The organism is Streptomyces sp. NBC_01296 (genome assembly GCF_035984415.1).
In the GTDB taxonomy this organism is placed as follows: Bacteria; Actinomycetota; Actinomycetes; order Streptomycetales; family Streptomycetaceae; genus Streptomyces.
In genome coordinates this window covers 7,852,408-7,866,393 of sequence record NZ_CP130720.1, presented here as the reverse complement: position 1 = coordinate 7,866,393, position 13,986 = coordinate 7,852,408, and the positions used below count along the sequence as shown (strand labels likewise).

At 70.9% G+C, this 13,986-nt stretch carries 9 protein-coding genes; 6 read left to right on the top strand and 3 right to left on the bottom strand.

The window, feature by feature from the left end:
* Positions 1-5: 5 nt before the first annotated feature.
* The 5 genes from kdpA to OG299_RS35765 all read left to right on the top strand — a co-directional run bounded on the left by kdpA (position 6) and on the right by OG299_RS35765 (position 7,832).
* A complete protein-coding gene (gene kdpA, locus OG299_RS35785) occupies positions 6-1,670 on the top strand; it encodes a potassium-transporting ATPase subunit KdpA (protein ID WP_327363770.1) in 1,665 nt (554 codons plus the stop codon).
* Positions 1,667-3,766 carry a potassium-transporting ATPase subunit KdpB gene (kdpB, locus tag OG299_RS35780; protein WP_327363769.1) on the top strand — a complete coding sequence of 700 codons (2,100 nt, stop codon included), beginning with the start codon at positions 1,667-1,669 and terminating at the stop codon, positions 3,764-3,766. Before kdpA ends, kdpB begins: the two co-directional genes overlap by 4 nt.
* Before the next feature lie 8 nt (positions 3,767-3,774).
* On the top strand, positions 3,775-4,452 hold the full coding sequence (locus OG299_RS35775) for a potassium-transporting ATPase subunit C (RefSeq protein WP_327363768.1): 678 nt from the start codon (positions 3,775-3,777) through the stop codon (positions 4,450-4,452).
* A gap of 100 nt (positions 4,453-4,552) precedes the next feature.
* Entirely contained in the window at positions 4,553-5,236 is a 684-nt protein-coding gene (locus OG299_RS35770; RefSeq protein WP_266632441.1) for a response regulator, read from the top strand.
* 52 nt (positions 5,237-5,288) lie between these two features.
* Positions 5,289-7,832 (top strand): DUF4118 domain-containing protein, encoded by a 2,544-nt coding sequence (locus tag OG299_RS35765; RefSeq protein WP_327363767.1) that lies wholly within the window; start codon positions 5,289-5,291, stop codon positions 7,830-7,832.
* Between the two features lie 282 nt (positions 7,833-8,114).
* Here the strand turns inward: OG299_RS35765 and OG299_RS35760 are convergent, their stop codons facing one another.
* Positions 8,115-9,320 carry a PP2C family protein-serine/threonine phosphatase gene (locus OG299_RS35760; protein ID WP_327363766.1) on the bottom strand — a complete coding sequence of 402 codons (1,206 nt, stop codon included), beginning with the start codon at positions 9,318-9,320 and terminating at the stop codon, positions 8,115-8,117.
* A 188-nt stretch (positions 9,321-9,508) separates the two neighbouring features.
* Between OG299_RS35760 and OG299_RS35755 the strand changes: the two genes are divergently transcribed.
* Positions 9,509-10,048 (top strand): hypothetical protein, encoded by a 540-nt coding sequence (locus tag OG299_RS35755; protein ID WP_266632435.1) that lies wholly within the window; start codon positions 9,509-9,511, stop codon positions 10,046-10,048.
* A gap of 3 nt (positions 10,049-10,051) precedes the next feature.
* Here the strand turns inward: OG299_RS35755 and OG299_RS35750 are convergent, their stop codons facing one another.
* The gene (locus tag OG299_RS35750) at positions 10,052-12,859 is read right to left on the bottom strand and encodes a DUF5682 family protein (RefSeq protein WP_327363765.1); all 2,808 of its coding nucleotides are present in this window, start codon (positions 12,857-12,859) and stop codon (positions 10,052-10,054) included.
* A complete protein-coding gene (locus tag OG299_RS35745; protein WP_266632431.1) occupies positions 12,856-13,968 on the bottom strand; it encodes an ATP-binding protein in 1,113 nt (370 codons plus the stop codon). The genes OG299_RS35750 and OG299_RS35745 overlap by 4 nt, the downstream gene beginning before the upstream one ends.
* Between the last annotated feature and the right edge of the window lie 18 nt (positions 13,969-13,986).

Here is a 13,986-nt window from a genome sequence, read left to right as displayed (position 1 = left end):
CTGATATGAGCCCCGTAACCGCTGGTGTGCTGCAGCTGCTCGCGCTCATCGCCGCGCTCGCCCTCGCATACCGTCCGCTCGGCGACTACATGGCCCGCGTCTACTCCTCCGAGAAGCACTACAAGCCGGAGAAATGGATCTACAAGGCCATCGGCGCCAACCCGTCGGCCGAGATGCGCTGGCCCGCGTACCTGCGCGGCGTCCTGGCCTTCTCCGCAGTGAGCGTCCTCTTCCTCTACGCCCTGCAGCGCCTGCAGGGCAGCCTGCCCGGCTCGCTCGGCTTCGTGTCGATCGACCCGGACCAGGCGTTCAACACCGCCGCGTCCTTCGTGGCGAACACCAACTGGCAGTCGTACGCCGGTGAGCAGGCCATGGGCCACGTCGTGCAGACCGGCGGCCTCGCGGTGCAGAACTTCGTCTCGGCAGCGGTGGGCATGGCCGTGGCCGTGGCCCTCGTACGGGGCTTCGCCCGCTCGCGCACCGGCGAACTCGGCAACTTCTGGGCCGACCTGGTGCGCGGCACCGTCCGCATCCTGCTGCCGATCTCGGTGATCGGCGCGCTGATCCTGGTCGCGTGCGGTGTCATCCAGAACTTCGCCGGCATCCACGAGGTCGGCCGGTTCCTGGGTGGCACGCAGCAGTGGAACGGCGGGGCCGTGGCCTCGCAGGAGGTCATCAAGGAGCTGGGCACGAACGGCGGCGGTTACTTCAACGCCAACTCGGCCCACCCCTTCGAGAACCCGACCCCGTTCTCGAACCTCTTCGAGATCTTCCTGATCCTGGTCATCCCGTTCGCGCTGACCCGTACGTTCGGCCGCATGGTCGGCAACCTGCGCCAGGGTTACGCGATCCTCGCCACGATGGCGACGATCTGGCTCGGGTTCACCGCGCTGATGATGTGGACCGAATTCGCCCACCACGGCCCGGCCTTCGACATCGCCGGCGGGGCGATGGAGGGCAAGGAGACCCGTTTCGGCGTCGCCGGCTCGTCGATCTTCGCCGTGGCGACCACGCTGACCTCGACCGGTGCGGTCAACTCCTTCCACTCCTCCTACACCGGCTTCGGCGGCGGTATCGCGATGCTGGGCATGCAGCTCGGCGAGATCGCGCCCGGCGGCGTCGGCTCCGGCCTCTACGGCATGCTGATCATGGCGATCATCGCGGTGTTCATCGCGGGCCTGATGGTCGGGCGGACCCCCGAGTACCTGGGCAAGAAGATCGGCACCCGCCAGATCAAGCTGGCCGCCTGCTACATCCTCATCACCCCGGCGCTGGTGCTCTGCTTCACCGCCGCCGCGATGGCGCTCCCGACGCCCGGCAACTCGATGGCCAACCCGGGTGCGCACGGCTTCTCCGAGATCCTGTACGCCTACACCTCCGGCGCCAACAACAACGGCTCGGCCTTCGCCGGCCTGAACGCCGATACGCAGTGGTTCAACAGCACCATCGGCATCGCCATGCTGCTCGGCCGCTTCCTGCCGATCGTCTTCGTCCTCGCACTGGCCGGCTCGCTCGCGGAGCAGCAGCCCGTGCCGGAGACCGCAGGCACCCTCCGTACCGACAAACCGCTCTACGCGGGCCTGCTCGTCGGGACGATCGTCATCATCACCGGTCTGACCTACTTCCCCGCCCTCGCGCTGGGTCCGCTCGCTGAAGGGCTCGCCTCATGAGCACCATCACCCCCACCCGTGCTCCGCACGAAGACCTGCCCACCGGGCACAAGGCCCCGGCAGGGCGCGTCGGCGGCGGTCTCTTCGACCCGAAGGCCCTGCTCAAGTCCTTCCCCGACGCGGTGAGGAAGCTCGACCCGCGCATCATGGTCAAATCGCCGGTCATGTTCGTGGTCCTCGTCGGGTCGGTGGTCACCACCGTGCTGGCGGTCAAGGACCCGACGGACTGGTTCGGCTGGGCGATCACGGCATGGCTGTGGCTGACCACGATCTTCGCCAACCTGGCGGAGGCAGTCGCCGAGGGCCGCGGCAAGGCCCAGGCCGACACCCTGCGCAAGGCGAAGACGGACACCGTCGCCCGCCGCCTGGTCGGCACGGACGAGGAACGGGTACCCGGCGCCGACCTGCGGATCGGCGACCTCGTGGTCTGCGAGGCCGGCGACATCATCCCGGGCGACGGTGACGTCGTCGAAGGCGTCGCCTCGGTCGACGAGTCCGCCATCACCGGCGAGTCCGCGCCCGTCATCCGCGAATCGGGCGGCGACCGCTCGGCCGTCACCGGCGGCACGAAGGTCCTTTCGGACCGGATCGTCGTCAAGATCACGACCAAGCCCGGCGAGACCTTCATCGACCGGATGATCGCCCTGGTCGAGGGTGCGGCCCGGCAGAAGACGCCGAACGAGATCGCCCTCAACATCCTGCTCGCGTCCCTCACCATCGTCTTCCTGCTGGCCGTGGTCACCCTGCAGCCGTTCGCGATCTACGCAGACGCCAAGCAGTCGATGATCGTGCTCACCGCTCTGCTCGTGTGCCTCATCCCGACGACCATCGGCGCGCTGCTCTCCGCCATCGGCATCGCCGGCATGGACCGGCTCGTCCAGCGCAACGTCCTCGCGATGTCGGGGCGTGCGGTCGAGGCCGCCGGCGACGTTTCCACGCTGCTGCTCGACAAGACGGGCACGATCACGCTCGGCAACCGCCAGGCCGCCGAGTTCGTCCCGGTCAAGGGAACGACGGAAGCCGAACTGGCCGATGCCGCGCAGCTGTCTTCGCTGGCCGACGAGACCCCCGAGGGCCGCTCCATCGTGGTCCTCGCGAAGGAAAAGTACGGGCTGCGCGAGCGCCACCAGGGCGAGCTCGCCCAGGCCGAGTGGATCGCCTTCACCGCCCAGACCCGCATGTCGGGCGTGGACGTCGACGGCCGCAAGACCCGCAAGGGCGCTGCCGGTTCGGTCATCACCTGGGTCAAGGAGCAGGGCGGCCAGGTCGCGGCCGACGCGGACCTCCTCGCCAACCGGATCTCCGAGGCCGGCGGCACGCCGCTGCTGGTCGCCGTCGAGGACGAGAAGGGCGCCCGGATCCTGGGCGTCATCCACCTCAAGGACGTCGTCAAGGAGGGCATGCGGGAGCGGTTCGACGAACTGCGCCGCATGGGCATCAAGACGATCATGATCACGGGTGACAACCCGCTGACCGCGAAGGCCATCGCGCACGAGGCGGGCGTGGACGACTTCCTCGCCGAGGCCACCCCCGAGGACAAGATGGCCCTCATCAAACGGGAGCAGGCGGGCGGCAAGCTGGTCGCGATGACCGGTGACGGTACGAACGACGCCCCCGCGCTCGCGCAGGCTGACGTCGGCGTGGCGATGAACACCGGCACCTCGGCCGCCAAGGAGGCCGGGAACATGGTGGACCTGGACTCCAACCCCACCAAGCTCATCGAAATCGTCGAGATCGGCAAGCAACTCCTCATCACCCGAGGCGCGCTGACCACGTTCTCCATCGCCAACGACGTCGCGAAGTACTTCGCGATCATCCCGGCCATGTTCGCCGTGGTCTACCCGGGCCTGGACAAGCTCAACGTCATGGGCCTGCACTCGCCGAACTCGGCGATCCTGTCCGCGGTCATCTTCAACGCGCTGATCATCATCGCGCTGGTGCCGCTCGCCCTGAAGGGCGTGCAGTACAAGCCGACCAGCGCCGACAAGATGCTCCGCCGCAACCTCGGGATCTACGGACTCGGCGGCCTGATCGCCCCGTTCATCGGCATCAAGATCATCGACCTGCTCATCACCCTCATCCCCGGAATCGGCTGATACCCGCCATGAACAACTCTGTCGGCAACACCGCACGGCTCATCGGCGCGGGCCTGCGCGCCCTGCTGGTCCTGACGGTCCTGTGCGGGGTCATCTACCCGCTCGCCGTCACCGGCATCGCCCAGGTCGCGTTCGGCGACAAGGCCAACGGTTCCGAGATCAAGGACGAGAACGGGCAGGTCGTCGGATCGTCCCTCATCGGCCAGACCTACAACCTGCCCAAGCAGAACCCCGACGACCCCGAGGAGGCCGCCAGGCCGGACCTGAAGTGGTTCCAGCCGCGCCCCTCCAACGGCCTCGGCTCCAACAGCGTCAACCAGCAGTACTCCCTGATCCTCTCCGGCGCCACCAACAAGTCCGGCGACAACCCGGATCTGGTCAAGCTGGTCACCGACGCCAAGGACGCCGTGATCGCGGACAACTCCACGGCGACGTACAAGGTCCGGCCCACGGACGTGCCGGCCGATGCCGTCACCTCCTCCGGCTCCGGCCTCGACCCGAACATCTCCCCGCAGTACGCGAAGATCCAGGTCCCCCGGGTCGCGGAGCAGAACGGCCTCGACGTCAAGCAGGTCGAGAAGCTCGTCAAGGACAACACCACCGGCCGCACCCTCGGCTTCATGGGCGAGCCCCGCGTCAACGTCCTGGAGCTGAACACCGCGCTCAAGGCCCTGACCAAGAGCTGATGGCCGTCCTGGTCCCCCGGGCGGGAATCCGGTGGGGCGCGGAAGCTCCGCGCCCCACCGGATCCTTGTCCGCCCGCAACGAAGAAAGGCCGTATGCCCCATGACCCGGGTGCTCGTGGTGGAGGACGATCCCCAGCTCGTTCGTGCACTGAAGATCAATCTTCAGGCGCGCAAGTTCGACGTGGCAGAGGCCGGTGACGGCCGCTCGGCCCTCCGGCTCGCCGCCGACCGCAGGCCGGACGTCATCCTCCTGGACCTCGGCCTGCCGGACATGGACGGCGTGGAGGTGATCAGGAGCGTACGCGGCTGGAGCCGGGTGCCGATCCTGGTGCTGTCCGCGCGCCACACCTCCGAGGAGAAGATCCGCGCCTTGGACGCCGGCGCGGACGACTACGTGACCAAGCCGTTCAGCATGGACGAGCTGCTGGCCCGCCTGCGGGCCGCGACCCGGCGGCAGGAGGACCCCGCCTCCCCCGCCGGCCCGTCCGGGATCACGACCGACGGGTTCACCGTCGATCTCGCGGCCCGCAAGGTGGTGCGCGGCGCACGCACGGTCCGGCTGACCCCGACCGAATGGCACCTGCTGGAGCTGCTGATCGCCCGTCCCGGTCATCTCGTCTCCCAGCGCAAGCTGCTGCTGGAGGTGTGGGGGCCGACGTACGCCGGGCACACCAACTACCTTCGCGTGTACATGGCCCAGCTGCGGCGCAAGCTGGAAGCGGACCCCTCCCATCCCCGGTACCTGATCACCGAACCGGGGATGGGCTACCGCTTCGAACCCTGACAGTCAGTCGGACAGACACAGCACATCGAGCGGAACGAGAAGTCGGCACCAGATGAGACGCGGAAAGCTCCGGATCTACCTCGGCTCGGCACCGGGCGTCGGCAAGACGTACGCCATGCTGTCCGAGGCGCACCGCAGGATCGAGCGCGGCACCGACTGCGTCGTCGGCTTCCTCGAGCACCACAACCGGCCGCGTACGGAGGTGATGCTGCACGGCCTCGAGATGACTCCGCGAAGGGAGATCGCCTACCGCGACAGCACGTTCACGGAGATGGACGTGGACGCCCTGCTGGCGCGCCGGCCCGCGGTCGCCCTCGTGGACGAGCTCGCGCACACCAATGTCCCCGGCTCGCGCAACGCGAAGCGCTGGCAGGACGTCGAGGAGCTGCTGCAGGCGGGCATCGACGTCGTCACCACGGTCAACATCCAGCACCTGGAGTCGCTCGGCGACGTGGTGGAGTCCATCACCGGCGTCCGGCAGCGCGAGACCGTTCCCGATGAGGTCGTCCGGCGCGCGGACCAGATCGAGCTCGTCGACATGTCCCCGCAGGCACTGCGCCGGCGGATGGCCCACGGCAACATCTACAAGCCCGACCGGGTCGACGCCGCCCTGTCGAACTACTTCCGACCCGGCAACCTCACCGCGCTGCGCGAGCTCGCGCTGCTGTGGGTGGCCGACCGGGTGGACGAGTACCTCCAGGAGTACCGGGGCGAGCACAACATCCGCTCCACCTGGCAAGCCCGCGAGCGCATCGTCGTGGGCCTCACCGGCGGGCCGGAGGGGCGCACGCTGATCCGGCGGGCCGCCCGGCTCGCGGAGAAGGGCGCGGGCGGTGAGGTCCTCGCCGTCTACATCGCGGCCAGCGACGGCCTCTCCTCGGCCTCCCCCAAGGAACTCGCCGCCCAGCGCACCCTGGTCGAGGACCTCGGCGGCACCTTCCACCACGTCATAGGCGACGACGTCCCGCACGCCCTGCTGGAGTTCGCCCGGGGCGTCAACGCCACGCAGATCGTCCTCGGCGTCAGCCGCCGCCGGCCCTGGCAGTACGTGTTCGGGCCCGGGGTCAGCGCCACGGTGGCCGTGGAGTCGGGCCCCGACCTCGACGTCCACATGGTCACGCACGACGCCGCGGCCCGGGGGCGCAGCCTGCCGGTCGCGCGCGGTGCGCGGCTGGGCCGCTCGCGGCTGATCTGGGGCTGGCTGACGGGCGTCGTCGGCCCGGCGCTGCTGACGCTGCTGCTGCACGAAGTCGTGCCCGAGCTCGGGCTCGCCAACGACATGCTGCTCTTCCTGACGTTCACCGTCGCCGCCGCGCTGCTGGGCGGGCTGCTCCCGGCCCTCGCCTCGGCCGCGTTCGGCTCCCTGCTGCTGAACTACTTCTTCACGCCGCCGCTCTACCAGCTCACGATCTCCGACCCCCGCAACATCGTCGCCATCTCGATCTTCGTCGGGGTTGCGGTGTCGGTGGCCTCCGTCGTGGACCTGGCCGCGCGCCGCACCCACCAGGCCGCCCGGCTGCGCGCGGAGTCCGAGATCCTGTCCTTCCTCGCCGGCAGCATCCTGCGCGGCGAGGACTCGCTCGACGCCCTGCTGGAGCGGCTGCGCGAGACGTTCGCGATGCGGTCCGTGGCCCTGCTGGAGCGCGCCGACGAGCTCGCGCCGTGGACGACGGCCGCCACCATCGGCACCGATCCGGTCAGCCGTCCCGAGGACGCCGACGTGGACATGCCGATCGGGGAGAACATGGCCCTGGCGCTGTCCGGGCGGGTCCTGCCGGCCGAGGACCGGCGGGTGCTCGGTGCGTTCGCCGCGCAGGCAGCCGTCGTACTCGACCGCCAGCGCCTGGTCGACGAGGCGGGCAGGGCCCGTGAACTCGCCGAGGGCAACCGGATCCGCACGGCCCTGCTGGCCGCCGTCAGCCACGACCTGCGCACGCCGCTCGCCGGGATCAAGGCGTCGGTCACCTCGCTCCGTTCCGACGACGTCGAATGGTCCGAGGAGGACAGGGCCGAGCTGCTGGGGGGCATCGAGGAGGGCGCCGACCGGCTGGCCGCGCTGATCGGCAATCTCCTGGACATGTCCCGCCTGAACACGGGCTCGGTCGTTCCGCTGATCCGGGAGACCGACCTCGACGAGGTCGTCCCGATGGCGCTGGGCGGCGTACCGGACGACAGCGTCGAGCTGGACATTCCGGAGACCCTGCCCATGGTCGCGGTCGACCGCGGGCTGCTCGAACGGGTCGTGGCCAACGTGGTCGAGAACGCCGTCAAGTACAGCCCGCACGGCCGGCCCGTGCACGTGGCCGCCAGTTCCCTGCTCGACCGGGTCGAGTTGCGGGTCGTGGACCGCGGCCCGGGGGTGCCGGACGAGGCGAAGGACCGGATCTTCGAGCCGTTCCAGCGGCACGGGGACGCCCCGCGCGGAGCCGGGGTGGGCCTCGGGCTCGCGGTCGCCCGCGGTTTCACGGAGGCCATCGGCGGCACGCTGACCGCGGAGGACACCCCGGGCGGCGGGCTCACGATGGTGCTCACCCTGCCCACGGCCGGGGACACCCCGCCGGCCGCGCCGGAGCTGCCGGCGTCGGTGGTCACGTAAGGGTGACCGGCAGCCGGTGCACGCCGTAGGTGTCCGCCGAGGGCGACGGTCCGGTGCAGGACGTGCTGACATGGGCGACCGGGATCGCCTCAGGACCTGTCGGGGGGCTGATCGAGGAGATCATCGCGCTCGGCTCCGCGCGCTCCCTGGCCGCCAACTCGTCCGTGCCCGCTGAGGTCAGGGCCCGGCTCGCAGAGCACCCGGAGCCCGCGGTCCGCTCCGGCGTCGCCGCGAAGGTCGTCGACGAGCCGCCGGGCGGAGGGGACGCAGCGTTCGTGGGGCTCACGGTCTGCGGCGGCGGATGCGGGCCGCGAGTACCGCGACGTCGTCCTCGGCGTGGCGGGCGTCCAGGCCCGCCACCACGGCGTCCACCAGTTCCTCCACCGCCGCACCCACCGGCAGCCGCAGTCCGGCCAGCCGGGCCAGCGACACGTCGATGTCCTCGCCGCGCCGTTCCACCAGCCCGTCGGTGAACATCAGCAGGGTCTCCTCGGTGGTGATCGCCCGCGTGACGCCCTCGTAGCCGCCGACCCCGGTGCCCAGCGGCGGACCCACCGGGACGTCGACCAGGGCCGCCGAGCTGTCCGCGCCGAAGATCGCGGGCGGCAGGTGGCCGGCGCTGGCGAAGTCCGCGACGCCGCGCGTGGGGTCCATCCGTACCAGCAGGCAGGTGGCCGGCCGGCGGGCGGGATCCTCGGCGACCAGGGCGTCCAGCTGGCGCAGCACACGGTGCGGGGCGAGGTCCGTGGAGGCCACGTCGCGCAGCGTGGAGCGGTACGCGTTCATGTCCACGGCGGCGTCGAGCCCGTGGCCCATCACGTCCCCGACCACCAGCAGGGTGCGGCCGAAGTGGAGCCGGACCGTCTCGAACCAGTCCCCGCCCACCAGGGCCCTGGAGCCCACCGGCAGATAGCGGCTGGCCATCTCCAGATTCGGGTGCGGGCGGCCCGGCTCCGACACCAGCGCGCGCTGCAGGTTCATCGCGGTGTCCTCGGTGGCGGCCAGCTCCCGGGCATGGCCGAGGTGCACTGCCGCCAGGCGGGCCGTGAAGTGGATCGTCGCCGCCTCCTGGTCGCTGAATCCGCCCCGGGCGCGTACGGCGAGCACCGCGCCGTAGACCCGGTCGCGGGCCAGCAGCGGAACCGAGACCAGGTGTGCGCGGGCGCCCTGGGAGAGCACCACCCACTCGGAGAGGGGGTGTCCGCCGTCCATGGCGCGTACGGAGGGCGACCCGTCGGCCGGAGCCGTCAGCAGTCCCACGGCCCCGGCCTCGGCCACCCGGTTCAGCCCGCCGTGCTCGGCCCGCAGCTCCACCGCGACCGCGTCGCACAGGTTGCGGAACAGGAAGCCGGCCAGTTCCTCGCACGTGGTGGTCTCGTCGAGACGCGTCCCGATCTGCTCGGCCGCGGCTTCCATCGTCCGGAGCCGCGCGAGCAGCGCCTCGTACTCCCCCGGGGGCCCGGCGGACCTCCCGTCATGCTCCGACAAGACACCTCCCCGGCCCGGCAGCCGAAGAAGCCATTCCACCAGCCCGAACCGTCACCCGCACGTGCGCCGCGCGTGCCGGGCACGCGGATCACCGCGGACCGGTCTTCGGGGAGGGCAGTGGGCTGTCGTGCCCAGTCAGCCCTTGCCGCCCAGTAGAGTCGGGCGACTCAACGATCATGGGGGAAGTCATGGCCATGCCCATATCCACGATGCGAGGTGCCGCGGTCGTCGCCGTGGCCTTGGCGGCGCTCAGCGTCTCCTGCGGGACGAGCTCGAAGGGCAGCGCGTCGCCCGGCGGCTCGTCCGCCCCGAGCAGCGCACCCGCGGCGGCCCCGAGCGCCTCGGGCTCTGCGGCGCCCACCGGTTCGGCGCCGGCCGCGCCCCCGGCGTCCCGTACGCCGTCGGCCCAGAGCTCCGAGCCGGTGAGCCTGGTCCGGGACGCCTTCGCGGGACTCCAGGCCACCCTGGGCGAATCGTGCACCCCGGGGAACTGCGCCTACTTCCTCGGACGGGTCTATGACGAACTGCACCGCATGGACGCGGCGATGAAGGCCGACCCGAAGGGCCCCGGCCACTTCCCCGAGCCGATCGCCCTGATCGAGAAGCTCGACGCGGAGCTCGCCGGGGACCGCTCCTTCGAGAACCTGAAGCAGCACCAGACCCTGCTGATCAGCACCCGCGACAAGATCAACGTCTGGATGCAGGGCCACCCCGACGACTACCGCTGACGCCTACATCCGGATCAGGAGTGCCTCCAGGGCCAGGGCGGTCGTCGGGTGCCGGGTGGTCAGGATTGCTCCTGTCGAGGTGGGGGCCTGCGCGGGCCAGGAGGCTTCGCAGCCCAGCAGCGCCGCCAGGGCGTTGCACGGCTCGGGGTGGGTGGTGAGCAGTGCGGCGGTCCTGGCGCGGGGCGGCGGCGGGGGTGCCTGCGGGCGGTCCTGCCACGGCGGGATCCAGGTGTCCAGTGCCGCGAGCCGGCCGGGGAAGATCCGCCCGGCCTCCCGGATCAGCAGCGGGGCCAGCTCGGCGCCACCGGAACGCAGGGTGGTGATCAGGGTCGGCAGCCACGGCAGCAGCACCGGGTCCGGCAGCCGCGCGAACGCGTTCGACACCGCCTCCACCACGAAGTCGGCCAGCTGCGGCACCGGCTCCAGCGCCTGCAGGAATCCGCTCAGGTAGCGCGGATAGGCGGGCACCACCAGGGGGTTGCCCAGCAGGCCGTCGCACCGCGCCCGCAACTCCGTACGGGAGAGCTGCCCGAGGTGCACCTGAGCCGCCCACAGCAGCGCCACCTTGGAGGGCTCCTGCGGATGCGACTGCGCGAAGGCCAGCTCCAGCTGGGTCCGGTCGCAGCCCAGCGACAGCGCCAGGCTCTCCATGCTGAACAGGAAGCCCAGCATCGCCGCGACCTGGCGGACCGTCGCGTCCTCGTCGGTGAACGCCGTCGGCAGCAGGGTGCAGTAGTGCGCGTAGCCCGTCTTGACGAACGACTCGATCCACGCCGGCAGCACCGGTTCACTGGTCCGGTAGTGGCCCAGCAGCCGCCGCACCCGCCGCAGCACCTCCGGTGCGCCGTCGACGCTGCGCTCGGTCGCCAGCACCTCCAGGGCGCGTGTGCCCAGTTCGTCGGCGAGGCGGCGGCTGCGCAGGTACAGCGTCGCGTCCTCGACGGCCTGCAGGACCGTCGCCGTGGTGGCTTGCGGCCCGTACGCGGTGCGCCGCAGGCGCTGCTCGAGGACCTGCTCGATGCTGACGCCCTCGTAGCCGAGCTCGATGAGGGCCCTCTGGTGGGTGCCCAGGGCGAGGTCCCACGACTCCTGGATCGGCCGTTCACCGAGCCGCCGCTCGCCCATGATCGGCCGTGCCGCGCCGTGCGGCATCAGGTGCCGCAGCATCCACAGGACGTCGGAGCACTTCTCCAGCTCGGGACGGGAGGCCATGTCCAGCAAGGCCCGCTGCACACCGCGCTGCTGGAGCGCCAGGCCCAGCGGTGCGAGCCGGTCGTGCACGTCACGCGCGAGCGGCGGCAGCGCCTCGTAGCCGACCTGGCCGATCCGGTCGCCGCCCATCATGATCTCGACGAGGCGGCGTACGTCGCGCCGGCCCGGCACCCGGTCCTTCTCGATGCAGGTGATCGCCGCGTCCTGGAAGTCGTACGGGGTGGGCTTGGCCCGGTCGCGCATCCCGGCCAGCAGGATCGACGTCTCGAACACGGCGATGGCGTCGGCGGTCGAGGCGAGGTAGCCGTTGCGGCGCGCGGCGCGCACGATCTCCACCGACCAGCCCAGGAGTTCGGCCTCGTCCAGGCGGTCGAGTACGGGCGGACGCTGCAGGAATCCGGAGAGCATGTCGGCGGCCGTGCCGGCCGCATCCTGCGCCGCCGGGGCGGGGGCCGACTTCCGCGGCTTCGCCGCCTTCTTCGCGCCCGTCTGCCCCGCGAGCCGGAACGGCTGGACCCGCGTCCGCTTGAGGTTCTTCGCCCACTGGGTGGCCGCGATCGACACGGAGCCGGCGGCGAGGCCGAACTGCGCCTCGATCGCGGCATGGCTGGACGGGATGAGTCCGTACTGCCACGTGCTCGCACTGGGCGGGCTGATCTCGAAAGTGTCGGTGCCTTCGACGCCGAACTCGGCGACGCGGCTGGCCGCGTGGAACGCGCCGCAGACGTAGAGGCAGTCCGCGGGATCGGTGCCCGTCGCGGCGAGGTGTGCGCGCATCCTGGTCCACATGTGGCGCTCGCGGTCCTCGTCCACGCGGACCCGCCCCGGGTCCCCGGGCGCGAGCCGCCGGAACAGGCTGCCGATCAGCAGCATGACCTGCCGGTACGTGTCGTGGTCGCTGTCGCCGAGGGGCAGTTCGACGTACTGGTGCCACCACTCCGACCAGTGCCGCACGCGGCCGTGGTGCAGCAGGTGCTCCTCCAGTTCGGCGAAGCGCGGGCGCAGGTCGCCGATCTCCACACCGACGGCATCGCCGTGCAGCGCGGCCTCCTCGTCGGCCGGCGGCGCGTCCGGATCGGCCGGCTCGGCCGGCTCGGCCGCGGACCGCTCCCCGGCCGCCTGCCACTGGAACACGTGGTCCGAGGAGCGGTCGACGAGGACCAGCTCGACGCCCGGCGTGTCCAGCGCGTAGGCGATGGCCTGGTACTCGGCCGACGCCTCGGTGATCGGTGCGACGACCGACAGCGGTGCCCATGCGGCGGGGAAGCCGTCCACCTCGCTCGCGAACGCCTGCACCGCCACCGGGAGCCGGCAGTTGCGCAGCTCGGTCAGGAGCGGCGCCATGTCCTCGCACAGCTCCAGGTAGACGACTTTCGGCTGCTTCTCCCGCAGCCGCCGCGCCATCGCGACCGCCGAGGCCGGCGAGTGGTGGCAGACGGGGAAGACCTCGAGCGGTTCGCGTACCGCGCGGTCGACGTCGTCGACGATGCCGAGGAGGATGCCCTCCAGGGCGTCGGGGCCGTCGGCGAAGGCCGTGGCGGCCTCCTGCAGCTGGGTGCGCAGCGCGTCGAAGGTCGTCCCCTCCTGTACGGGGCTCACGACAGGGTGGCGATCGCGTTGCGGCCGCCCTCCAGGAACTCCGGCCAGGAGCCGCCCTCTTCCTTGCTGCGCGGCTCGACGACGCCGTGCAGGTACTTGTTGAGGATGGCCAGGTCCTCCGGCTCGCGCCGCGCCAGCGAGCCGACGAGGGAGGAGGCCAGCGTGTGGGCGGTCAGGGTGCGCTCGCCGAAGAAGTTGCCGTGCAGGATGGCGTCCTCGAGCACGCCGATCTGCTCGGCGGTCGACAGCGCCGACTCCAGCTTCTCGTCGTCGCTGCCGGCGGCGGCTGCCGAGGCACGAAGATCGGTGAAGCTCTGCAGCAGCACGTCGAGCAGGGTCGGGGGCACGTCCAGCTCGATCTGGTGACGGCGCAGCAGTTCCTCGGTGCGGAAGCGGACGATCTGCTCCTCGCTCTTCTTGTTCGTCACCACGGGGATCCGTACGAAGTTGAAGCGGCGCTTCAGCGCGGAGGACAGGTCGTTGACGCCGCGGTCACGGCTGTTGGCCGTGGCGATGACGGAGAAGCCGGGCTTGGCGAAGACGATGTTCTCGCTGTCCAGTTCGGGGACGGAGATGTACTTCTCCGACAGGATCGAGATCAGCGCGTCCTGGACGTCGCTGGTGGAGCGGGTGAGCTCCTCGAAGCGCCCGATCGCGCCGGACTCCATGGCCGTCATGATCGGCGAAGGGATCATCGACTCCCTCGACTGGCCCTTGGCGATCACCATGGACACGTTCCAGGAGTACTTGATGTGGTCCTCGGTGGTGCCGGCCGTACCCTGCACCACCAGCGTGGAGTTGCGGCAGATCGCGGCGGACAGCAGCTCGGCCAGCCAGCTCTTGCCCGTGCCGGGGTCGCCTATCAGCAGCAGGCCGCGGTCGGACGCCAGGGTGACGATGGAACGCTCGACGAAGCTGCGGTCGCCGTACCACTTCTGGGAGATCTCCCGGTCGAGGCCGTCGGAGCGCTCGGATCCCAGGATGAACAGGCGGACCATCTTCGGGGAGAGGCGCCAGGAGAAGGGCTTCGGGCCGTCGTCGACGGATTCGAGCCAGGCCAGCTCCTCGGCGTACTTGATCTCGGCAGGGGCGCGCAACAGGTCGGACATGTCAGGGGCCTTTCTCGG